The sequence below is a fragment of the Rathayibacter sp. AY1C2 genome, assembly GCF_002931195.1.
GTDB lineage: Bacteria > Actinomycetota > Actinomycetes > Actinomycetales > Microbacteriaceae > Rathayibacter.
The window spans coordinates 1-20,513 of sequence record NZ_PSWG01000034.1 but is presented as its reverse complement, the minus strand read 5'-3'; the positions used below and the strand labels follow the sequence as shown (position 1 = coordinate 20,513).

Sequence of the window (20,513 nt, the reverse complement as noted above, 5' to 3'; positions counted from 1 at the left end):
GCAGCGCGCGAACGACACCGACTACCCGTTCCGTGCGCACTCGGCCTTCACCTGGCTCACCGGCTGGGGCTCCGACTCCGAGCCCGGCGCGGTGCTCGTCCTCGAGCCCGCCGGGTCCGGCCACAGCGCGACGCTCTACTTCCGCGAGCGCGCGGGCCGCGACTCCGACGAGTTCTACGCCAACCCCGAGATCGGCGAGTTCTGGATCGGGCCGCGTCCGTCGCTCGCGCAGGTCGCGAGCGATCTCGGCCTCGCCACCCGCGGGATCGCCGAGCTCGACGCGGTCCTCGACGCGCACGACGGCGTCCCCCTCGCCGTGCTGCGCGAGGCCGACCCGGCGGTGACCGGCCGTCTCGACGCGGTCGAGGCCGACGAGCGGGCGGACCGCGACGCGGCGCTCGAGCGCGACATCGCCGAGCTCCGCCTGGTCAAGGACGCCTACGAGATCGCCGAGCTGCGCGCCGCCGTCGACGCGACGGGCCGCGGCTTCGAGGACGTCCTCTCCGACCTGCCGCGCATCATCGCCCACGAGAAGGGCGAGCGCCTGATCGAGGGCGTCTTCAACGGACGCGCGCGCGCCGACGGCAACGCGGTCGGCTACGACACCATCGCCGCGGCGGGCCCCCACGCCTGCATCCTGCACTGGACGCGCAACGACGGGCCGGTGCGCCCCGGCCAGCTGGTGCTGCTGGACGCCGGCGTCGAGCAGGACAGCTACTACACCGCCGACATCACGCGCACCTTCCCGGTGGACGGCCGCTACACGGACGCCCAGCGCCAGGTTCACGAGACGGTGCGGGAGGCGGCCGACGCCGCGTTCGCGATCGTCCGACCCGGCATCCGCTTCCGCGAGGTTCACGCCGCGGCGATGGCCGTCATCGCGCGGCGCACCGCCGAGTGGGGCCTGCTGCCGGTCAGCGCCGAGGAGGCGCTCGAGGCCGACAACCAGCAGCACCGCCGCTACATGGTCCACGGCACCAGCCACCACCTCGGGCTCGACGTGCACGACTGCGCCCGGGCACGGCGCGAGATGTACCTCGACGGACTGGTCGAGGAGGGCATGGTCTTCACGATCGAGCCCGGCCTCTACTTCCAGCCCGACGACCTCACGGTCCCGGAGGAGCTGCGCGGCATCGGCGTCCGGATCGAGGACGACGTGCTCGTCACCGCCGACGGCGCCGAGAACCTCTCGGCCGGCATCCCGCGCTCGGCCGACGACATCGAGGCGTGGATGGCCCGACTGGCCCGCTGAGCCCGGTCGCCCGCGGGGAGCCCCGGCCGCTCAGGCGGCGAGGGGCAGCGCGAACTCCCCGCGGGCGGCGGCGAGCGCCAGCCCGTCGAGCAGCGTCGCCAGCTGACCGGCGGGAGCGTCCGGGTCCTCGGGGTGCCACTGCACGCCCACGAGGGGGGCCGCGACGTGCTCGACGGCCTCGATCACGCCGTCCTCCGCCCGGGCGACGACCCGCAGCCCCGGAGCGAGCAGGTCGACCGCCTGGTGGTGCGCGCTCTGCACCGCGAGCGCCTCGGACCCGAAGAGCCCGCCGAGCACGGAGCCCGCCGCGAGCCCGACCTCGTGCCGGTGCATGCGCTGGTGAGCGGGGGCCGCCGCGTTGACGTGCTCCGCCTCCGGACCCAGGTCCTGAACCAGCGTGCCGCCGAGCGCGACGTTGACGATCTGCAGGCCGCGGCAGATGCCCAGCAGCGGGGTCCGGCGGGCGAGCGCCCGGTGCACCAGCGCGATCTGGGCGGCGTCGGCGCGCTCCGCGTGGGGGCCCTCGGCCGGGTAGCCGCGGTCGGCGCCGTACTGCTCGGGAGCGATGTCCTCGCCGCCCGCGAGGACGAGGGCGTCCGCCCCCGCCGTGCGCGCCAGCAGCTCCTCCGTGCCCAGCTCCTCGGCGGCGAAGCGCTCCGCCCGCCAGCCGCGCTCGTGCGCGAGGGCGAGGATGCGGCCGTTCAGGATCTGCACGTAGGCGTGGTACTCCTCGCGGCCCGGTCGCACGCGGGCGACCTCGACGATGGCGAGTGAGCGGGTCATGACTCCATCCTGGGCACGCCGCCGCCGCCGGTCGAACCGCCGTGTCACGCGGTGTCACACTCCGGCCGTACGATCACGGAGTGACCTCGCCGAGCCCGTCCCTCCCGGAGCGCGTGCAGCAGGCGCGCTCCGAGGTCTCCGTCCTCGCCGGGACCACTCCCGAGCGCCGGGTCCGACCGCTGCGCGAGGCCGTCGAGCACGTCGCCGCCGGCGGCTCCCCCGATCCCGACGCCCTGCTCGACGCGGTCGACTCGCTGGTCGGGCTCGTGACCCGCGCCGAGGTGCAGCTGAGCGGCGTCGAGCGCTCCGTGCGGGACGACCTGGAGCGGGCCGCCACCCTCTCGGACCTGCGCACCTCGGCGCAACTCGCCTCCGCCGCCGACGTGGCCGTCGCGTGCGCCGCGGCACGGTCGCTCCTCCTCGACGCCGACGACGCCCGGTCGGCCGGCGCCCGCCACGATCCGGCCGCGCTGCTGGTCCTGCTGCTCGACGCCGACTCCGCTCTGGACGCCGTCGTCTCCGGGTACCGCGAGCCGCGAGCCCAGGCCGAGCGCCAGCTCCTCCTGTTCGAGGCGGCGCGCACCGCGGCCCGGCTCGGTGCCGAGTCGGTGCTGCTCCTGGCCGCCGTGCACGGCGAGCGCATCACCGCGGCACCCCGGATCCTCGCGGAGGAGACGCTCGGGCAGCTGGACACCGCGGTGCGCCGTGCGGCAGGCGATCCGGCCGGCGCTCTGGACGAGGCCCGCGCCGCCGCCGACCGCGCCCGCTCCGCACTCGACGAGGCCCTGGTCGACCTCGACGGCGCGCCCCCGTCGCTCCGCCCCGCGGCCGTCCCCGGAGGCCTGCCCGCGGCCTGAGGACGCAGGCACCCGGCAGCGGCGCGCGTGCCATAGTGAGGGACATGGCCTCCTTCCTCGTCGTCCCCCAGTGGCAGGGCTCGGCGTCGACGCGCGCGATGCGCCTCGTCGACGGAGCCGAGGCGATCCGGGGCGATCTGCCCTCCTCCGCCACCACGACCCTCGACATCCCCGCCGAGGCGGGCGACGCCCAGGACACCGGCATCCGCCGCTACGCCTCGGTCGCCACCGTCGCCGAGCGGGTGCGCGAGGCCCTCTCGGGCCGGACCGATCCCGTGATCACGATCGGCGGCGACTGCGGCGTCGAGTTCGCGGCGATCGGGCACGCCGTCCGCTCGGCACCGGTCCCGGTCGCGCTGGTCTGGCTCGACGCCCACCCGGACGCGCACACTCCCGAGTCCTCCCCCAGCGGCGCCTTCTGCGGCATGGTCCTCTCGGCCGCGCTGGGCCGCGGCGTCGGCCTCCTGAGCGCGGGCGCCGAGGAGCGGGTGGCCGACGAGCGCGTCGTCCTCGCCGGTGTCCGCTCCGCCGACGACGGCGAGCTCGAGCCGCTGGTCGAGCGGGGGGCCGCGGTGCTGACCGCGGACGCCCTCGACCCGGAGTCGCTCGTCGCGGCGGTCGAGGCGACCGGTGCCGCCTCCGTCTACGTGCACCTCGACCTGGACGTGCTCGACCCCGCCGACCTCGCCGGGCTGTTCGACCCCGTGCCCTTCGGCGTGCCCGCCTCGCGCCTCGTCGCGAGCCTCGACGCCCTCCGGTCCCGCTTCCCGCTCGCGGGCGCCGGCGTCACCTCGTTCGCCCCGTCGTCGCCGACGGCGGCCGAGGACGACCTGCCCACGATCCTCCGCCTCCTCGGCGCTCTGTCCCGCGGGGCCTGAGAGAGCCCTGCCATCGGCGCGCAAGCCCGAGCGCGTGTCGGCGGCACCCGGCAAGATGGTCGGACGCGACCGAGCGGAGGAACGATGAGCGACGAGAGACCGCGCGTGCGCACCGAGCGGCGCGGGACCGTGCTCGCGATCGTGCTGGACCGGCCCGAGAAGCGCAACGCCGCCGATCTTCGGCTGCTCGCGGAGCTGGCGTCCGCGTACGGCGAGCTCGACCGCGACCCGGAGCTGCGCGCCGGCGTCGTCCTCGCCGAGGGCGGGCACTTCACGGCCGGGCTCGACCTCGCCGACATCGGGCCCCGCCTGGGCTCCGACGGCCTCGACTTCGTGCCCGAGGGCGGTCTCGACCCCTGGGGCCTGCGCACCCGCCCCGTGAGCAAGCCGGTGGTCATCGGCCTCCAGGGCACCTGCCTCACGCTCGGCATCGAGCTCGCGCTCGCGAGCGACGTCGTCCTCGCCGAGCGGTCCACCCGCTTCGGCCAGATCGAGGTCGCCCGCGGCATCCTGCCCTTCGGCGGAGCGACGCTGCGCTTCCCCCGCGCCGTCGGCTGGGGCGACGCGATGCGCTGGATCCTCACCGGCGACCTCTTCGACGCCGAGGAGGCCCACCGCATCGGCCTCGTGCAGCAGGTCGTCCCCGACGGGGCGGTCGCCGTGGCGGCCTGGGCTCTGGCCGCCCGGATCGCCGCGCAGGCGCCGCTCGCCGTGCAGGCCGCCCTGGCCAGTGCCCGGCTCGCGGTCGCCGCGTCCGACGCCGAGGCCGCGGCCGCGCTCCCCGGGGCGCTCGCGCGTCTCGCGGCGTCCGAGGACGCGCGCATCGGCACCGAGGCCTTCCTCCAGCGCACGACGGCGGAGTTCACCGGACGATGAGCGACGAGAGCACCACCGTCACGGCGCCCGGCGGCTCCTCCCTCGAGGCGCAGCAGGAGCGCGCCGCGCAGCAGCTCGAGATCCGGCTCCGCTACGGCGACCAGGTGTGGGAGCTGCGCGAGGTCGACCACTTCGCCGTCTTCTCCCGCCGCAGCACCGCACGGCGCGCCGGGCGCGTCCTCGTGGCCTCCGGCTTCCAGATCGCGATCTCGCGGCTTCGGCTGAGGCAGGTCCTCGTCGCGAGCCACCACGCCGCGGTCGACGAGGAGTCGACCACCGCGTTCCTCCGCCAGGTGATCGAGGCGGTCGAGAGCCACGGCGGCCGCTACGACGGCTGGCGGGCCGAGATCGTGCCGGCGCATTGAGCGCCGGGCACCCACAGACGACGGGGCTCGACGCCTCCGAGAACCCCAGGGAGACAGCATGAGCAGCACGACGGACGAGTTCGACGTCATCGTCATCGGAGCAGGGCCGGTGGGCGAGAATCTCGCGGACCGCGCGGTCCAGGGCGGCCTCACCGCGGCCGTCGTCGAGAGCGAGCTCGTCGGGGGCGAGTGCTCCTACTGGGCGTGCATGCCCTCGAAGGCGCTGCTGCGGCCGCCGATGGCGCTCCGCGCCGCCCGTGATCTCCCCGGCGCGGCGCAGGCGGTGAGCGGAGGAGTCGACGTGCCCGCGCTCCTGGCCCGCCGCGACTCCTTCACCAGCCACTTCGACGACCACGGCCAGGTGCAGTGGCTCGAGGGCGCCGGCATCGAGCTCGTCCGCGGGCACGGCCGCCTGAGCGGCGAGCGCGAGGTCACCGTGATCGGACCCGACGGCGAGGTGCGCGTGCTCCGCGCCCGCTCCGCCGTCGCCGTCGCGACCGGCACCACCGCCGTCGTCCCCAACATCCCTGGCCTGCGCGCGGCATCCCCCTGGACGAGCCGCGAGGCCACCTCGGCCGAGGAGGTGCCGCCGCGCCTCGTCGTCATCGGCGGCGGAGTCGTCGCGACCGAGATGGCGACCGCCTACGCCGGCATGGGCTCCTCCGTCACGCTCGTCGCCCGCAGCGGACTCCTCACGCCGTTCGAGCCCTTCGCCGGCGAGCTCGTCGGCTCGGCGCTCCAGGAGCTCGGCGTCGACCTGCGCCTCGGCGACTCGCCCGTCTCGGTCGAGCGCCGGTCCGACGGCACCGTGGCGGTGACGCTCGAGGGCGGCGACGTCATCGAGGCCGACCAGGTGCTCGCCGCGACCGGCCGCGCCCCGCACACCCGCGACGTCGGCCTCGAGACGGTGGGCCTCGAGCCCGGCTCCTCGCTGACGGTCGACGACACGATGCTCGTGCTGGGCGGCGACGGTGCTCCCCTCGGCGGCGGGCGTCCGTGGCTCTACGGGGTCGGCGACGTCAACCACCGCGCACTGCTCACGCACCAGGGCAAGTACCAGGCCCGTGCGGCCGGCGACGTGATCGTCGCGCGCGCCACCGGTGCCGAGGTCCACGACGCCCCCTGGGGAGCGCACGTCGCGACCGCCGACCACGAGGCCGTGCCGCAGGTCGTCTTCACCGACCCCGAGGTCGCGTCGGTCGGCCTCACCGCCGCGGCCGCCGAGAAGGCCGGATACCGCACCCGCGTCGTCGACTACGAGATCGGCTCGGTCGCCGGCGCCGCCCTCGCCGCCGACGGCTACACGGGCACCGCGAGGATGGTCGTGGACGAGGACCGGAAGGTCGTCCTCGGCGTCACCTTCGTCGGCAAGGAGGTCGGAGAGCTGATCCACTCCGCGACGATCGCCGTCGTCGGCGAGGTGCCGCTCTCGCGCCTCTGGCACGCGGTCCCCTCCTATCCGACGATCAGCGAGGTCTGGCTGCGGCTGCTCGAGACCTACGGACGCGACAGCGCGTGAGCGCGCTCCGTCGAGCCGTCGCGACGGTGGCCCTGGATCCGGCGATCACCCGGCCGGGCTACCTCTTCGCGTGCGCGGTCGGACTCGCCTGGGGCGCGCTGTGGAGCACGGGCCCGATCCGGCGCAGCCACGGCCTCGTCGTCTTCACCGGTCTGCCCTCCTGGGCGTTCGGCCGCGGAGGGTCCTGCGTCGGCACGAGCTACCTCACGGGCACCAACGTCTCCGACAGCGTCCTCGAGCACGAGGCCGTGCACAAGGAGCAGTGGCGGCTCTACGGGATGTGGTTCCCGTTCGCGTACACGGTGGCGGGTCGCGATCCGCTGCGCAATCGATTCGAGATCGAAGCCGGTCTCGAGAAGGGCGGATATCTCCGTGGTCACTGACATGACGGGGCGCGTCGTCGTCCTCACCGGAGCGAGCTCCGGCATCGGCCGGGTCGCGGCGGGAGCGCTGGCGTCCGCCGGTGCCCGCGTGGCCGTGGTCGGGCGGAACCCCGAGCGCACCCGCGCGGTCGCCGCCGACGTGGGAGGGGACGCGTTCCTGGCCGACTTCGACCGGCTCGACGACGTCCGCGCCCTGGCCGACGGCCTCCTCGAGCGCTACGAGCGGATCGACGTGCTGGCGAACAACGCGGGCGGGCTCGTCTCCCACCGCGCCGAGACGGTCGACGGCCACGAGCGGACGATCCAGAGCAACCATCTCGCGCCGTTCCTGCTCACGCGGCTCCTGCTCCCGCGGATGATCGAGACCTCGAGGGAGCGGGCCGGCGTCCGCGTCGTCTCCACGGCGAGCCTCGCGAACCGCTTCGGTCGCCTGAGGCTCGACGACCTCGACAACCGCCGCGGTCCGTGGCTCGGCGGCTGGCGGGCGTACGGCACGTCGAAGCTGGTGACGATCCTCTTCATCCGCGAGCTGGCGGAGCGCCTGCTGACGACGTCGGTCGACGCGTACTCGTTCCACCCGGGCGTCGTCTCGACGAGCTTCGGTGCCGACAGCACGATGATGAAGCTGATGACGAGCCTCTCGGTCGGCTCCTTCGGGATCTCCGCCGAGGCGGGTGCGGTGCCGCTGATCACCCTCGCCTCCGAGCCCGACGTCGGTGCCGCCAGCGGCACCTACTTCGACCAGCTGACACCGCGCGGCTCCCTGAACCCCCAGGCCCGAGACCGCGCTCTCGCCCACGACCTCTGGACCCTCTCCAGCCGCCTCGTGGGCGTCTCCCCCACCCTGTAGCCCGCTGCCGCTCCCCGCCGCCGCCGACGACTCGACGCGGGGGCGGCGCGGAGTACCCGACCCGCTCGCCGGGAGGATCGCGACACACCCTCTCCGAGGGCTGCCCGATCAGCAGGTCTGTGCGCGGTCGCCCGACTCGGTGTGTGCCCGCGAGCTTCTCGATCAGCCGCGAAATCGGTCGCGCGTGGATCTCGAAACTCCCTCTCCGAGGGCTACCCGATGAGCATGTCCGGGCGCGGTCACCCGACTCGCCAGGCACCCGAGAAACGCTCGATCACGCGCGAAGTCCGTCGGCAGTGACTCTCGAGACGCCCTCTGCGAGGTCCACTAGATCAGCATCGTCCTCCGCGGTCGCGCCCCTGGCGCGCCGCATCCTCTGCGGTCGCGCCCCCGGCGCGCCGTCCCCCGCGGCCGCGCCCCCGGCGCGCCGATCCTCTACGAGCAGCGCCCGGAGCGTCGCAGGGCGTCGTTCTGCAAGGCGGAGGAGGAAGCGATACCGGCGGTATCGCGCCCGACGACAACGCCGCAGAACGTCGCCCTGCGGCGCTCCGGGTCAGTTGGACTCTTGGCGGCCGAGGCGCCAGTACCCCATGAACGCCACCCGCTTCCGGTCGAGTCCGAGCTCGGTGACGAGGCAGCGGCGGATCAGCTTCACGGCGCCGGCTTCTCCGGCGATCCAGGCGTAGAGGCCGGGGTCGGTGCTCTCGTCGGGGACCTCCCAGAGCATCTCGTGGTCGACGTCGATGTCGCTGACGTCGACGCCGCGGTGGTGGGCGGTGAGGAAGCGGGTGGCCCAGGCGCGGACCGCGTCGCCGAGGGCCGCTCCGGGGGCTGCCGCGTCGGCGCGGACGATCCAGGTGACGTGGACGCCGGCGGGGTGGCGGAGCGGGAGGCGGTCGTGGGCGGTGGGGACCTCGAGGAACGCGGCTCCGGTGGCGTCGTCGTCGAGGCTCTCGAGGATCGCGGCGATGGCGGGGACGGCCGTCTCGTCGCCGGAGAGGAGGAGGGAGGTGGCGGCGCCGGGGTGGAACTCGACTCCGCCGCCGGGGAGGTCGGAGCGCGTGTCGGGCGCGATGATGACGATCTGGTCGCCGGCGCGGGCGCTCTCGACCCAGGCGGAGGCCGGTCCGGTGTCGCCGTGGGCGGCGAAGTCGATGTCGACCTCGGCGTCCTCGGGGCGGACGGCGCGGATGGTGTAGGTGCGGAGCGGGTTCCGGAGCTCGTCGGGGAGCTGTCGCCAGCGGCCGTACCAGTCGGGGTCGAGTCCGTCGGGTCCGTCGGGGTCCGAGACGGAGGCGAGGAAGGCGGGGGCGTCGGAGGCGGCGGTGGGGACGACGAGCTTGATGCGCTGGTCGGGGCCGGTGCAGCCGACGTGGTCGAGGCCGGTGCCGGTGAGGGTCACGCGGATGAAGTGCGGGGCGATCCGGGTCGCTGCGGCGACGGTCGCGAGGTACGGCCGGTAGGCCGGTCGGGCGGGGGCGGCGGTCGTCGGAGGCATCGCCTCAGTCTCGCACAGAAGGTAAGCCTTGCCTAAAACTCAGCCGGGACGCCCGGCGGACGGTCAGCGCGCGGCGTGCTCGGCGGAGGTGCGCAGGCGCGCCTCGACGTCGGCGGCGAGCTCGGCGACGACGGGGCCGGCCCCGCCGATCCAGGCGCAGAAGTCGTGGCGGCCGTCGGCCCACGGGTAGTCACCGTCGACGACCGACATCTCGCCGACCCAGGCCCGGACCGCGCGGTCGAGTGCGACTCCGCGGGAGCATCGCTCACCGGTGCCGGGGGCGCCCGAGCGCTCGGAGCGGCCGAGCCAGGTGACGCAGACCCGTCCGGGGGCGGCGAGCGGCGGCAGTCCGCGCGCGTCGTCGACCTCGACGAAGACCTGGCCGCGGGCGTTCGCGGGGAGGGCGTCGAGGATGCTCTGGATCCACGGCACGACGGTCTCGTCGCCCGCGATCAGGAACTGCTTCACGTCGACCGGCGCGGAGCCGTCGCGGTCCTCGAACATGCACATCGTATTCGAGTATAGGCAAGGCTTACCTCAGTGACCAGAGCCGGACCCTGACCATCCGCCGTGCAGCCGCGCCCGGACCCGTCATCGCTGCGGCCTCCCCCGTCACCACTGCGGCGGGTGCCGCCTCTGCCAGCGCGCCCGCCGCTCGAGCTGCGCGCCGATCGCCAGCAGCGTCGCCTCGCCGCCGGGTCGCCCGATCAGCTGGACTCCCATCGGCAGGCCCTCCTCCGTGGTGCTCAGCGGAAGGGTGATCGCGGGGAGGCCGCTCACGTTCACGAAGGACGTGTACGGCGTGTAGAGGCACTGCTGCTCGAAATTGCGCTCGGGGTCCTCGAGGTCGTACCAGCCGACGGGGCGCGGCGTCATCGCCAGCGACGGCGTCAGGACCGCGTCGACGCCGGCGAATGCCGCGATCACCGCGCGCTCGTAGCCCGAGAGCCAGGACGCCGCCTCGACGATCTCGCGGGCGGAGCGCCGGCGTCCCTCCTCCACCAGCCAGCGGGTCAGCGGCTCCAGCAGATCGAGGCCCGCGCCCTCGACGGGCAGGGTCGCCGCGCCGCTCTGCCACAGCGTCCGGAACGCGGCGGGGTACGAGGCGCTCGGTGGCAGCGACGCCTCCTCGAGCCCGTGGCCGAGGGCGGCCAGCGCGGCGATCCCCTCGTCCAGCGCGGCGCGCGCCTCCGGAGCGAGAGCGATCTCGTACTCCTCGTCCCAGGGCGAGTCCGTGAGCACGCCGATCTGGAAGCGCCCCTCTCCGCGCACCGCGGCGCCGAGGAACGAGCCGTCGCCGTCGCCGGGCGCGCCGAGCGACCAGCGCTGCGGGAGGCGGCCGTTCGTCCGCTCCAGCATGCCCTCGAGCAGGAGGCCCGCGTCGGCGACCGAGCGGGTGATCGGCCCGGCGACCGTCAGGCCGCCGACCCCGCCGATGCCGGAGAGCGCGGCGACGCGTCCGCGGGAGGGCTTCAGTCCCACCAGGCCGCAGGCCGCGGCGGGGATGCGGATGGACCCGCCGCCGTCCGAGGCGGGGGCGAACGGCAGCAGTCCCGCGGCGACGGCGACCGCCGCTCCTCCACTGGATCCGCCGGCCCCGAGGCGGGTGTCCCAGGGCGTGACGGCGGGCGGGCCGATGCGCGTCTCGGTGTAGGAGGGCATCCCGAACTCGGGCGCCGCGGTCTTGCCGAGGCTGACCGCTCCCGCCGCATCGAGCACCTCGACGATCTCGTCGGAGGCGGTGGGCACGTGGTGCTCGCGCAGCCGGGATCCGAATGCGGTCCGCACGCCCGCGCGCCGCCAGAGGTCCTTGTCGCCGCTCGGCAGGCCCCAGAGCGGAGCGGTTCCGGGCCCGGTGCCGAGCGTTGATGCCCGCTCCCGCGCCCGATCGGCGGTCACCGTGGCGAAGGCGCCCAGCTCCCCGTTCCAGCGCTCGATCCGGGCGAGGTAGTGATCGGCGAGCTCGAGAGGCGTGACCTCTCCGCGCTGCAGCCAGTCCCACTGCTCCTGGGCGCTGAGGTGGTGGAGTTCGAACATGGAACGACCCTATTCCGCCGCTCCGGGGAGCCGGCGGAACAGGGTCGTGGGGGTCAGGCCGCCCGGCGGCCGCTCTCGCTCGCCTCGTCGATGCCCTTCCGGGCGCCGTCGGGCACCACGGTGTCGCGGTCGATGCGGGCGCCGGTCGCGATCACGGCCGAGCGTCCGATGCGGGAGTAGCTCCCGATCCGCGCCCCCGGTCCGATGATCGCCTCGGGCCCGACGTGCACGTTCGCGCCGATGAAGGCGCTGTGCCCGATCATGGCGTCGCGGTCGACCCAGCTGCCCGCGCCGATCCAGGCGCGCTCGCCCACGGTCGCGCCGGGCTCCACGTAGGCGCCGGTCTCCACGTACGCGGTCGCCGAGACGCGCGATCCCGGAGCGACCATGCCGCGTCCGTTCGCGTGGCGGCGGTAGACGATCTCGTCGTCACTGCCGCGCGCCCCTCGACCCTTGTTCATCCCTGTTCCTGCCATCTGCCTCTGGCTCCTTCGAGCTGTCCGGTGGGCGGGGCGCCGAGCCCCGTCCCGTTATCGGTAGACAACAGCGGTGAGCGCCCGCGCATTCCCCGTTCGGGGGGCGCTGGCGCGGGGTGGAGGCGGGGCGGCGGGCGGAGCGGAGAGCGGGCGGCGGAGCGGACCCGCGCGGGCGTCCCCGGAGCGTCACTCCACCGCGTCGGCGACTGCGGTCACGACCACACGGAACCGGTCCGGCGCCTCGCGGATCCGCCGCCGGAGGAGGACCCCGGCGAGCGCCGACGAGGCGGGTGCGGCGACCAGCTCGCACTCGACCCGGGCCCCCTCCTCGTCCGCCAGGACCCGCCACTGCTCGACGCCGAGCACGAGGAGCCGGCGCTCGAGCCCGCTCCCCCGCCGCTCGTACGCGCCGTCGGCGGCGAGGACGTCCGCGAGGGCGGCGAGCACCGGGGCGGGGTCGGCGTGGAGGACGGAGGCGAGGGCGAGGATGCTGCGCACGGCGGCAGTCTCGCACGCCCCCGCGTCAGGAGCGGGCGTCGAGGACGCGCCGGAGCCAGTCGAACGACGCCTTGGGCACGCGGTCCCGGCTGCGCGTGTCGACGGCCACGAGCCCGTGCGGGCGGCTGTAGCCGTGCTGCCACTCGAACGCGTCGACCAGGGTCCAGAGCTGCACGGCCTCCACCGGCAGTCCGTCGTGGACGGCCTCGGCGAGAGCGGCCAGGTGAGCCCCGAGCCAGCGGATCCGCTCCGTGTCGACGATCGCACCCTCGCGATCGGGCTCGTCGGGGTAGCTCGCGCCGAGCGCGGTCACCACCAGCGGCGGCAGGGCGTCGCCGTAGCGCTCCACGAGGGACCGCAGCACCGAGACCACCGCCCAGGGTGCGACCGGCGAGCCGTCGCCCGTGCGGTCCAGCTCCGGCCAGGGCGCCGTGTGGAACGGGAGCGCGGGAGGAGCGCCCACCCCGGTCGGCAGCGCCGGGTCGCGGCCCGCCACGATCCGCAGCGGCGGCAGCGGCGCGACCGCGTAGAAGTCGAGCGGAGCCGAGATGCGCGCGAGGTCGACCGGATCCGCCTGCGCGAGGGCGCCGAGGAACGGCGGCAGCTCCTCCGGTCCGACCGGGTAGGACCCGGTCAGCACGGCGTCGGCCACCAGGCGGTTCCGCAGGACGTCCGCCAGGGAGGCGAAGGCGCGGTCCCGGTCGTCGTCGGAGGCGGGCTCCACGGGCGCGAGCGCGTCGACGAGGCCGATCCTCCCGGTCACCTCCGCCGCCCGCAGCGCCTCCAGCGCCACGCCGTGCCCGAGGAGCTGGTGGTGCAGCGCCGGCAGGGCGCTGAACAGCCGGCCGGCGCCCGGCGCCTGCCGCGCGAGCGCGTAGCCCTCGAGCATCACCGTCGACGGCTGGTCGAGGGTGATCCAGTCGGCGACCCGGTCGCCGAACCGCCCGCCGAGCTCGAAGGCGAGATCGCCGAAGCGGAACGCGGTGTCGCGGTTCATCCAGCCGCCGCTGAGCGCCGACGGGGTGTCGCGGTGGTGCAGGGTCAGCGCGACCCGGATCCCCGTCTCGGCGAGCCCGTCGAGCAGGCGGTCGTAGAAGCCGAGCCCTCCGCGGTCGATCGGCCCGCGGCCGTCGGGCTGCAGCCGGGGCCACGAGACCGAGAGCCGGAGCTCGTCGACGCCGAGATCGACCAGCAGCGCGAGGTCCTCGCGCCAGCGCAGGAGGAAGTCCGTCGCGATCTCGGGAGTGGCCTCCTCGGCGATCGTCCCCCGTCGCAGCGCGAAGTCGTCCCACACCGACCGGCCCCGGCCGCCCGTCTCGAGGGAGCCCTCCGTCTGGAAGGCGCTCTGCGCCAGTCCGATGCGCAGGCCCGGCGGCAGGAGCCCGCCCAGCTCGCGCGGATCGTCGAAGCGCGCGGCCTCGACGCGCACCTCCCGCCGATCGCGCCCGCGGGCCTCGTCTTCGCGCATTCCACTGTCCTCCGGATCTGATCGACGGGTATATTCTCGCGGAAGCGCTCTCCCGGATCTCCCCGACTCCCCCGACCGGCCGAGACGCCTCCTCCGGATGGTGTACATCCGGGAACAGTGGTGCGGCGCGCTTGACAGCTCCCCCCTGCCCCCGTGCAATGGACGCATCGTGAAATCGGGCGTCGACGTGGCAGTACCGGGGGGTTCACCGGTCGTGCCGGTGCCCCGACTCCGCCGATCCCCGCGGCGCACGGCCGCCCTGCTGCTGGTGCTCCTCGCGGCCGTCGCCTCCGTCTCCGGGCTGGCCGCTCCGGCCGCGCAGGCCGCCGCTCTCGCGATCACCGCTCCCGCCTCCGGCGCGGTCCTCAGCACGGGAGCGACGACGGTCACCGGCACGGCGACGGCCGGGGACCAGGTGCAGATCGGGCTCCGCGGCGGCGGCGACCCCCTCTGCATCACCACCGCGGGCCCCGACGGCGGCTGGAGCTGCGCCGTCTCCCTCGACGACGGCCCGGCGACCCTGGTCGCGGTGGAGCTCCTCGCCGGCGGCGGGACCACCTCGGCCGCCGTCCCGATCGCCGTCCTCAGCGCCCCCGTCATCGAGTCGGTCGACGGCTCGGCGACCTCCGCGGGCTCGGTCCGCGGCACGGCCTACCCCGGCGCGAGCGTCGCCGCGGTCTCGAACGGCGGCGCCGCGTGCCTGGCCACCGCCGACTCCGGCGGCGCGTGGTTCTGCCAGCTCGCCCCCACTCCGGCGCCGGGCAGCTACCGCGTCACCGCGACGCAGACCGCCTCCTTCGCCGGCAGCGCCGCCTCGCCGGCCAGCGCGCCGGTGACCCTCGTGGTCGACACCGCTGCTCCTGCCGCCCCCGCCCTCACCTCGCCGTCGGACGGCGCCGCCCTGCCGCTCGGCGGCGCGTCCTACTCGGGGACGGGCGTGGACGGCACCCGCGCCTACGTGTACGTGGACCGGGTCAACACCTGCGACGCGGCGGTCAGCGGAGGCGCCTGGAGCTGCACCGGCGGCACGATCACGGCGGGCGCGCACCGGGTCTCCGCCATCGCCGGGGACAGCGCCGGCAACTACAGCCCGCCGAGCCCCTGGATCGACGTGACCTTCGCGGCGGCGACGACCGCTCCCACCGGCACGCCCAGCGCGACGACGTCGGCCGCCCCCGGTGCCGCGCCCAGCGCGCCCGGGGCCGCCGCGTCTCCCGCTCCGAGCAGCGCGGCGCCGACCGCGTCTCCGTCGCCCGTCCGCCCCGGAGAGGCCGCGCCCGCGCCCGAGGACGAGCCGACCGCCGAGCCCACCGCAGCACCGGTCCCGGCTCCCGACCAGGACGGCGGTGACGTGCCGCCGCAGCCCGCCCCCGACGCCGGATCCGAGCCGGGCGGCTGGAGCGCGGCGACCGGGATGACCACCGCGCTGTCAGCCGGATCGCCCGTCGTCTCGATGGCCGACTGGATGCGCTCCCTCGCCCTCGCTCTGCTCTCGCTCGCCCTGGTCGTCGTGCCGGCCCGCCTCGCCGCGGCCGGGCGCGCGCCCCGTGCCGAACGCAGCTGGCACCTCACGGGCCGCAACCGCGCCGCCGTCGAGTACGACGACAAGCCGGACACCGGTCCCGCCTCGCCGCGCCTGATGGTCGTCGGGATGATCGGCTGCGCAGCCGGCCTCGTCCTGCTCTCGGGACGCGTCGACGGCCAGCCCGCCTACCTGCGCCTGCTGATCGCCGTCATCGTGGCCGTCGCCGTGGTCAACGCGGTCGCCGCCGCCGTCCCCGCGCTGGTCGGCCGACGGATCGGCGTCAGCGGGATCGGCGTCGTCGCCGCTCCGCGCGCGCTGCTCCTGGTCGCGGCGGCCGCTCTCGTCTCGCGCTTCGCGGGACTGGACCCGGCGCTCCTCTTCGGCGTGGTGATCGGCCTCGTCCTCCCCGAGGGCGCATCCGCCGTCGACCGGGCGAAGCTCTCCACCGTCCGCGTCGTCTCGCTGCTGGGCCTCGCCGGACTCGCCTGGGGCGCCTCCGCCGTGGTCCCGCCCGACGGCTCGTTCGGCTCCGTGCTCGCCGCGGAGGTGCTCAGCGCGACCACGCTGATCTCGGTCGGCTCGAGCGTGGTGCTGCTGTTCCCGGTCGGGCGCCCCGCCGGCCGCAGCATCCTGCGCTGGTCCCCGCTGCTCTGGCTCGGGCTCACGCTCCTCGCGACGACCGTGCTGTTCGTGCTGCTCACCCCGACCATCGCGTCCTGGTCGACCGACGGCGGAGCGGGTCCGGTGCTCTTCGCCGTCGTCGCCTTCAGCGCGGTGTGCACGTCGATCTGGGCCTGGCGGCGCTTCGTCGAGTCGGAGTAGCCGGCCTCGGCCGCCCGCTCAGCCGATCGAGACGGGCCGGTCGAGGTCGTCGCCCGGCAGCACGTCGGCCACGGCGCCGACCGTCAGCTCGCGCAGCGTCGCGATGCCGCCGTAGACGCCGAGGAACGCGGTGTCGGCCGCGTCGCGTCCCGTCGCGATCCGCACGAGACTCGACCGCGGCGCGAGCGTCGTCGCGTCGACCGCCCGCCACTCCCCCTCGATCCAGGCCTCCGCGACCGCGTGGAAGTCCATCGGCTGCAGTCCCGGGGCGTACACGGCCGCCAGTCGGGCGGGCACGTCCAGCGCACGGAGGAGGGCGACGACGAGGTGCGCGAAGTCGCGGCAGACGCCGCGGCGGGCGAGCAGCGTCCGCTCGGCCCCGTCCGTCGGAAGGCTCGAGCCGGGGACGTACGCCAGCCGCGTGCCGACCCAGGAGCTCACCGCGTGCAGGAGGTCCGCCCCGGCGAGGCCGGCGAATTCGGCCCGGGCCGTCGCCCACAGCACGTCCGACTCGGCGTAGCGGCTCGGCCGCAGGTACCGCAGCCGGTCCACCTCGTCGCCCTCGAGCGGATCGAGGCGTCCTAGGACGCGCGCGGAGTAGTCCACGACGAGGTGCCCGACCGGCGCGTCGAGCACGTGCAGCCGGGTGCCGTGCTGGTCGATCACCTCGCGAGCGGCGAGCGGGCGGCCGTCGACGGTGAGCGTCAGCGACTCCTCCGCCCCGTACGCGTCGGCCACCGCGATCGAGAGGACGAGGGCGGCCGGAGCCGCGACGTCGAGGGTCAGGTGGGCCGAGACGTCGCGCTGCATGGGGCTCTTCTCCGGGGCGTGGCGGGTGGGGGTCAGGCGCCCTGCTCGCCCTTCGGCGGCGGGGTGGGGGCGGCGTCCGGCTCCTGCACGAGCTGCAGCCCGCCGGACGAGTTCGCCGAGACGGTCAGCAGGTCGATCCAGGTGCGGTTGATCGAGGGGACCCGTCCGCCGAAGTACTTGAAGTAAAGGGGCACGGAGGGGTCGAGCCAGATGCTCGAGCGGCCGTCGCCGACCGCGGGGTCGTCCCGCCAGGAGAAGAAGAAGCTCTCGCGGCGGCGCAGCTTGTTGGCGATGACGATCTGGACGTGCGTGAGCGTGCGGTCGTCGAACTCGATCTCGACTCCCGAGGCTCCGTAGAGCAGCTTCCCCATGGGGGCCTCCCGGCCGCCCGTCGCCGGGCGGTGCATGACGGTGCCCGCGGGCACGAGAAGCGGGACCGTTCCGGCGCCCGCCGTGGACCGGGCGGCTCGCATCCGGACGCGGGCGCCCGGGCTCGGAACCGCCCGGTGACGACTCTAGGCGAGGCGGCGCGGGCGCGCGGGATCCTCGTCCGATTCCCGAACACCGGGCTCCTCCGGCCGGAAGGACGACCGGTCCGGAGGCGCGCCCGGCGCCCTGCCGGATCCGGGCGAGACGCGCCGGGGCGCTGCCGCGCGCATGTCGGAGGTCGGACATACGGTACCCGCATGATCGAATGCGCACTCTGCGGAACCGACGCCGTCGTCCTCGACCGCTCCGGCGGCCGCGACACCGAGGAGGAGCTCGTCGTGCTCTGCGCCGACTGCACCCCGGGCGAGATCACCCAGGCCCTCGAGGCCGGGCTGCTCGAGCCCGCTCGACGCAGCGCGCACGCCCGCGCCGCCTAGAGAGCGGCACGTCGGACGGAGTGCCCCCACTGGGACTCGAACCCAGACTGAGACGATTTTAAGTCGTCTGCCTCTGCCGATTGGGCTATGGGGGCGACCACCGGGAGGAGCGACCCTCCCGGCGGCGGTGTCAGGACTTGGCGGGCTCGCCGCCGACCGGGACCGGAGCACCGGCCTGGCCGGGGATCTGCGCCGGGGCCTGCGCGGCCGGAGCCTCGGCGGCCGGCGCCGCCGGACGCGGACGCGACGCGTAGGTCTCGAAGGAGCCGCGGGGGTACTCGCGGGCCTCGATCGAGGCGATGTCGCGGCCGAGCCAGAGGTTGTTCCACCAGCCCCAGACCACGCGGAACTTGCGCTCCCACGAGGGCATGGCGAGACCGTGGTAGCCGCGGTGCATCACCCAGGCGGGGAAGCCCTTCACGGCGATCTTGCCGGACTGGAACACGCCGATGCCGATGCCCAGGCCCGCTACCGCGCCGAGGTTCTTGTGCACGTAGTCGACCGGCTCCTCGCCGCGGAGCACCGCGGTGATGTTCTTGGCCATGAGCTTGCCCTGGCGGACGGCGTGCTGGGCGTTCGGCACGCAGAAGCCGCCGACGCCGCCGCCGGTGAGGTCGGGGACGGCCGTCGCGTCGCCGGCGCCCCAGGCGCCCTCGACGAGCACGTCGTCGTGGCCGACGCGGAGGTCGGCGCGCACGCGCAGGCGGCCGCGCTCCTCGATGGGCAGGTCGGAGTTCTTGATCGACGGGTTCGCCATGACGCCCGCGGTCCAGATGATGAGGTCCGACTCGAAGCTCTCGCCCGTCGACAGCTGGATGACGCCGTTCTCGGCCGACTTGAGCTGCGTGTCGAGGTGCACGGTGGCGCCGCGCTGGTCGAGGTTCTTCAGCACCCAGTGGCTCGTCTCGAGGGCGACCTCGGGCATGATCCGGCCCATCGCCTCGATGAGGTGGAACTGCGTCTCCTCGAAGTCGATCTCGGGGTAGCGCTTGAGCAGCGCGCTCGCGAAGGAGCGCAGCTCGGCGAAGACCTCGATGCCCGCGAACCCGCCGCCGACGACCGTGACGGTCAGCAGGCGCGAGCGCTCGGGGCCGGCGGGGAGCGACGCGGCCTTGTCGAAGTTCGTGAGCATGCGGTCGCGGATCGCGGTCGCCTCCTCGATCGTCTTCAGGCCGATCGCGTTGTCGGCGACGCCCGGGATCGGGAAGGTGCGCGAGACGGAGCCGGCGGTGACGACGATCTGGTCGTACTCGAACTCGTAGGGCTCGCCCACGGTCGGGGTGATCGTCGCGGTGCGGTTCGCGTGGTCGATCTTCGTCACCTTGGCGGCGAGGATCGCGGTCTTCTTGAGGTGGCGGCGGAGCGAGACGATCGCGTGGCGCGGCTCGATCGACCCCGCGGCGACCTCGGGGAGGAAGGGCAGGTACGCCATGTAGGGCAGCGGGTCGACGATCGTGACCTCTGCCTCGTGCGGGCGGAGCTGCTTCTCGAGCTTCCACGCGGTGTAGAAGCCGGCGTAGCCGCCTCCGACGATCAGGATTCTGGGCACGGTTGACTCTCCAAGAGGGATGGACAATGCGAACACCCTCACGCAATGCGAAGTGCCCGCTCTCGATGCGGTGGGCAGCACTGACCCCGACTGGGAATCAGCTTAGCGAAGAGCGCGCCGGTGGTGGCGCCTCCGTGGCTCCGGTAGGAGCGGCTACGCGTCGAGCGGCCTGCAGTCGCAGCGCTCGGGAGACCAGTCGGCGCGGGCCAGGGCCAGATCGCCGATCGGATTGACGCCGGGGCCCGCCGCGAGGGCGTGCGCGGCGAGGGCGTGGAGGCACTTCACCCGCGAGGGCATGCCCCCGGAGGAGATGCCCGCGATCTCGGGGACGGAGCCGACGCTCTCGCGGTCGGCCAGGAACGCCCGGTGCGCAGCGGCGTACGCCTCGCGCAGCTCCTCGTCCTCGGCGAGCATCGCGTTGTACTCGACCATGACCTGGGTGGCCTCGAGCTGCGAGATCGCGGCCGTCGCGGCGGGGTGGGTCAGGTAGTAGAAGGTGGGGAACGGCGTGCCGTCGGACAGGCGGGGGCTCGTGGAGACCACCGTCGGGTCGCCGCAGACGCAGCGTGCGCTGATCCCGACGACGTCCCGGGCGGGACGGCCCAGCTGGGCGGAGACGACCGCGATGTCGCGCTCGGACGGCGGATCGAAGGGGGGCGTGGTCACGGGGGCTCCAGAGGACGGACGGCCGGGAGGACGCTCCAGTGTACGCGGGGTCGGGCGGGAGCGACGGGGTCGGGCGGGAGCTACGGAGTCGGTGTCAGCTCGTCGGCGGTCGGCTCGCCGAGGCCCGAGACCGCGACCGAGGACAGCAGGGAGCCGGCCCAGTCGGTCGGGGTCTCCTGCACCGTGTCGCTCGCGGGCTGCTGCGCCTGCTGGGCGAGCGTCACGTCGTCGAGCACGAGGTAGCTCACCTCGCCGGGCATCACGAAGTACAGCCGCTCGCGGGCCTGCGCGCGGATGAACGCCGGATCGGACCAGCGGGTGCGCTGCTCGTCGAGGTTCTGCGCCTGGGTCTTGGCCGCGTCGACCGAGCGCTGCAGCTCGGCGATCTCGGCGCGCTGCTCGACGAAGTTCTTGATGCTCGGGGCGAGCACGACCACCGCGAGGATCATGATCCCCATCACCAGCAGCGTGAAGCCGGAGCCGCGGACGCCGGCGATCCACGCGGACGAGGGCGGGGCGGGCGGCTGCTTCGGGC

At 74.8% G+C, this 20,513-nt stretch carries 22 protein-coding genes and 1 tRNA gene; 10 read left to right on the top strand and 13 right to left on the bottom strand.

Features of this window, described 5'->3' with window-relative positions; all coding sequences use genetic code 11:
• Positions 1–1,252: aminopeptidase P family protein (locus C5C55_RS15855; RefSeq protein WP_104234582.1), on the top strand; the 1,252-nt coding region annotated here is incomplete at its 5' end.
• Positions 1,253–1,282: 30 nt separating this feature from the next.
• Here the strand turns inward: C5C55_RS15855 and C5C55_RS15850 are convergent.
• The gene (locus C5C55_RS15850) at positions 1,283–2,035 is read right to left on the bottom strand and encodes a gamma-glutamyl-gamma-aminobutyrate hydrolase family protein (protein WP_104225036.1); all 753 of its coding nucleotides are present in this window, start codon (positions 2,033–2,035) and stop codon (positions 1,283–1,285) included.
• An 80-nt stretch (positions 2,036–2,115) separates the two neighbouring features.
• Between C5C55_RS15850 and C5C55_RS15845 the strand changes: the two genes are divergently transcribed.
• From C5C55_RS15845 to C5C55_RS15815, 7 genes are all read left to right on the top strand, one after another.
• Positions 2,116–2,892, top strand: a complete 777-nt coding sequence (locus C5C55_RS15845) for a hypothetical protein (RefSeq protein WP_104225035.1) — start codon at positions 2,116–2,118, stop codon at positions 2,890–2,892.
• 44 nt (positions 2,893–2,936) lie between these two features.
• The gene (locus C5C55_RS15840) at positions 2,937–3,770 is read left to right on the top strand and encodes an arginase family protein (RefSeq protein WP_104234581.1); all 834 of its coding nucleotides are present in this window, start codon (positions 2,937–2,939) and stop codon (positions 3,768–3,770) included.
• A gap of 84 nt (positions 3,771–3,854) precedes the next feature.
• Positions 3,855–4,646: a crotonase/enoyl-CoA hydratase family protein gene (locus C5C55_RS15835; protein WP_104234580.1), complete on the top strand. Its 792-nt coding sequence runs from the start codon at positions 3,855–3,857 to the stop codon at positions 4,644–4,646.
• Complete coding sequence (locus C5C55_RS15830; protein ID WP_104225032.1) at positions 4,643–5,011, top strand: ribonuclease E inhibitor RraB; 369 nt, start codon at positions 4,643–4,645, stop codon at positions 5,009–5,011. Before C5C55_RS15835 ends, C5C55_RS15830 begins: the two co-directional genes overlap by 4 nt.
• Before the next feature lie 58 nt (positions 5,012–5,069).
• Positions 5,070–6,530 (top strand): NAD(P)/FAD-dependent oxidoreductase, encoded by a 1,461-nt coding sequence (locus C5C55_RS15825; protein ID WP_104234579.1) that lies wholly within the window; start codon positions 5,070–5,072, stop codon positions 6,528–6,530.
• Positions 6,527–6,913, top strand: a complete 387-nt coding sequence (locus tag C5C55_RS15820; RefSeq protein WP_104227423.1) for a Fe-S oxidoreductase — start codon at positions 6,527–6,529, stop codon at positions 6,911–6,913. The genes C5C55_RS15825 and C5C55_RS15820 overlap by 4 nt, the downstream gene beginning before the upstream one ends.
• Entirely contained in the window at positions 6,903–7,763 is an 861-nt protein-coding gene (locus C5C55_RS15815; RefSeq protein ID WP_258065329.1) for an SDR family NAD(P)-dependent oxidoreductase, read from the top strand. Before C5C55_RS15820 ends, C5C55_RS15815 begins: the two co-directional genes overlap by 11 nt.
• 553 nt (positions 7,764–8,316) lie before the next feature.
• Here the strand turns inward: C5C55_RS15815 and C5C55_RS15810 are convergent.
• The 6 genes from C5C55_RS15810 to C5C55_RS15785 all read right to left on the bottom strand — a co-directional run bounded on the left by C5C55_RS15810 (position 8,317) and on the right by C5C55_RS15785 (position 13,740).
• Positions 8,317–9,261, bottom strand: coding sequence for a siderophore-interacting protein (locus tag C5C55_RS15810; protein ID WP_104234577.1), 945 nt, complete (start codon positions 9,259–9,261; stop codon positions 8,317–8,319).
• Positions 9,262–9,324: 63 nt separating this feature from the next.
• Positions 9,325–9,765 carry an SIP domain-containing protein gene (locus C5C55_RS15805; protein ID WP_160034004.1) on the bottom strand — a complete coding sequence of 147 codons (441 nt, stop codon included), beginning with the start codon at positions 9,763–9,765 and terminating at the stop codon, positions 9,325–9,327.
• A gap of 108 nt (positions 9,766–9,873) precedes the next feature.
• On the bottom strand, positions 9,874–11,298 hold the full coding sequence (locus tag C5C55_RS15800; RefSeq protein WP_104234576.1) for an amidase: 1,425 nt from the start codon (positions 11,296–11,298) through the stop codon (positions 9,874–9,876).
• Between the two features lie 53 nt (positions 11,299–11,351).
• Entirely contained in the window at positions 11,352–11,774 is a 423-nt protein-coding gene (locus C5C55_RS15795) for a transferase (protein ID WP_104225025.1), read from the bottom strand.
• Positions 11,775–11,960: 186 nt separating this feature from the next.
• Entirely contained in the window at positions 11,961–12,272 is a 312-nt protein-coding gene (locus C5C55_RS15790) for a hypothetical protein (protein WP_104234575.1), read from the bottom strand.
• Between the two features lie 25 nt (positions 12,273–12,297).
• The gene (locus tag C5C55_RS15785) at positions 12,298–13,740 is read right to left on the bottom strand and encodes a glycoside hydrolase family 1 protein (protein ID WP_181065746.1); all 1,443 of its coding nucleotides are present in this window, start codon (positions 13,738–13,740) and stop codon (positions 12,298–12,300) included.
• A 220-nt stretch (positions 13,741–13,960) separates the two neighbouring features.
• Here C5C55_RS15785 and C5C55_RS15780 point away from each other — a divergent pair, with 220 nt between their 5' ends.
• Complete coding sequence (locus tag C5C55_RS15780) at positions 13,961–16,087, top strand: hypothetical protein (RefSeq protein WP_146083644.1); 2,127 nt, start codon at positions 13,961–13,963, stop codon at positions 16,085–16,087.
• 18 nt (positions 16,088–16,105) lie between these two features.
• Here C5C55_RS15780 and C5C55_RS15775 read toward each other — a convergent pair whose 3' ends face one another.
• Positions 16,106–16,897, bottom strand: coding sequence for a transglutaminase family protein (locus C5C55_RS15775; RefSeq protein ID WP_104234572.1), 792 nt, complete (start codon positions 16,895–16,897; stop codon positions 16,106–16,108).
• 32 nt (positions 16,898–16,929) lie between these two features.
• Entirely contained in the window at positions 16,930–17,268 is a 339-nt protein-coding gene (locus C5C55_RS15770) for an ATP-dependent DNA ligase (RefSeq protein ID WP_068211888.1), read from the bottom strand.
• Positions 17,269–17,583: 315 nt separating this feature from the next.
• Between C5C55_RS15770 and C5C55_RS15765 the strand changes: the two genes are divergently transcribed.
• Positions 17,584–17,763: a hypothetical protein gene (locus C5C55_RS15765; RefSeq protein WP_104225020.1), complete on the top strand. Its 180-nt coding sequence runs from the start codon at positions 17,584–17,586 to the stop codon at positions 17,761–17,763.
• A gap of 21 nt (positions 17,764–17,784) precedes the next feature.
• Here the strand turns inward: C5C55_RS15765 and C5C55_RS15760 are convergent.
• The 4 genes from C5C55_RS15760 to C5C55_RS15745 form a co-directional block, all read right to left on the bottom strand.
• A tRNA-Leu gene (locus C5C55_RS15760) sits at positions 17,785–17,858 on the bottom strand.
• 35 nt (positions 17,859–17,893) lie between these two features.
• Entirely contained in the window at positions 17,894–19,312 is a 1,419-nt protein-coding gene (locus C5C55_RS15755) for an NAD(P)/FAD-dependent oxidoreductase (protein ID WP_104225019.1), read from the bottom strand.
• Between the two features lie 153 nt (positions 19,313–19,465).
• A complete protein-coding gene (locus tag C5C55_RS15750; RefSeq protein WP_104234571.1) occupies positions 19,466–19,978 on the bottom strand; it encodes a DUF501 domain-containing protein in 513 nt (170 codons plus the stop codon).
• An 80-nt stretch (positions 19,979–20,058) separates the two neighbouring features.
• The coding region (locus tag C5C55_RS15745) for a septum formation initiator family protein (RefSeq protein WP_104234570.1) at positions 20,059–20,513 on the bottom strand (455 nt) is incomplete at its 5' end.

Excerpts from the sequence above, each read along its gene's own strand:
- C5C55_RS15850 (WP_104225036.1), bottom strand. The coding sequence starts at position 2,035 with ATGACCCGCTCACTCGCCATCGTCGAGGTCGCCCGCGTGCGACCGGGC.
- C5C55_RS15840 (WP_104234581.1), top strand. The coding sequence starts at position 2,937 with ATGGCCTCCTTCCTCGTCGTCCCCCAGTGGCAGGGCTCGGCGTCGACG.
- C5C55_RS15835 (WP_104234580.1), top strand. The coding sequence starts at position 3,855 with ATGAGCGACGAGAGACCGCGCGTGCGCACCGAGCGGCGCGGGACCGTG.
- C5C55_RS15830 (WP_104225032.1), top strand. The coding sequence starts at position 4,643 with ATGAGCGACGAGAGCACCACCGTCACGGCGCCCGGCGGCTCCTCCCTC.
- C5C55_RS15825 (WP_104234579.1), top strand. The coding sequence starts at position 5,070 with ATGAGCAGCACGACGGACGAGTTCGACGTCATCGTCATCGGAGCAGGG.
- C5C55_RS15810 (WP_104234577.1), bottom strand. The coding sequence starts at position 9,261 with ATGCCTCCGACGACCGCCGCCCCCGCCCGACCGGCCTACCGGCCGTAC.
- C5C55_RS15805 (WP_160034004.1), bottom strand. The coding sequence starts at position 9,765 with ATGTTCGAGGACCGCGACGGCTCCGCGCCGGTCGACGTGAAGCAGTTC.
- C5C55_RS15800 (WP_104234576.1), bottom strand. The coding sequence starts at position 11,298 with ATGTTCGAACTCCACCACCTCAGCGCCCAGGAGCAGTGGGACTGGCTG.
- C5C55_RS15795 (WP_104225025.1), bottom strand. The coding sequence starts at position 11,774 with ATGGCAGGAACAGGGATGAACAAGGGTCGAGGGGCGCGCGGCAGTGAC.
- C5C55_RS15785 (WP_181065746.1), bottom strand. The coding sequence starts at position 13,740 with ATGCGCGAAGACGAGGCCCGCGGGCGCGATCGGCGGGAGGTGCGCGTC.
- C5C55_RS15775 (WP_104234572.1), bottom strand. The coding sequence starts at position 16,897 with ATGCAGCGCGACGTCTCGGCCCACCTGACCCTCGACGTCGCGGCTCCG.
- C5C55_RS15770 (WP_068211888.1), bottom strand. The coding sequence starts at position 17,268 with ATGGGGAAGCTGCTCTACGGAGCCTCGGGAGTCGAGATCGAGTTCGAC.
- C5C55_RS15765 (WP_104225020.1), top strand. The coding sequence starts at position 17,584 with ATGATCGAATGCGCACTCTGCGGAACCGACGCCGTCGTCCTCGACCGC.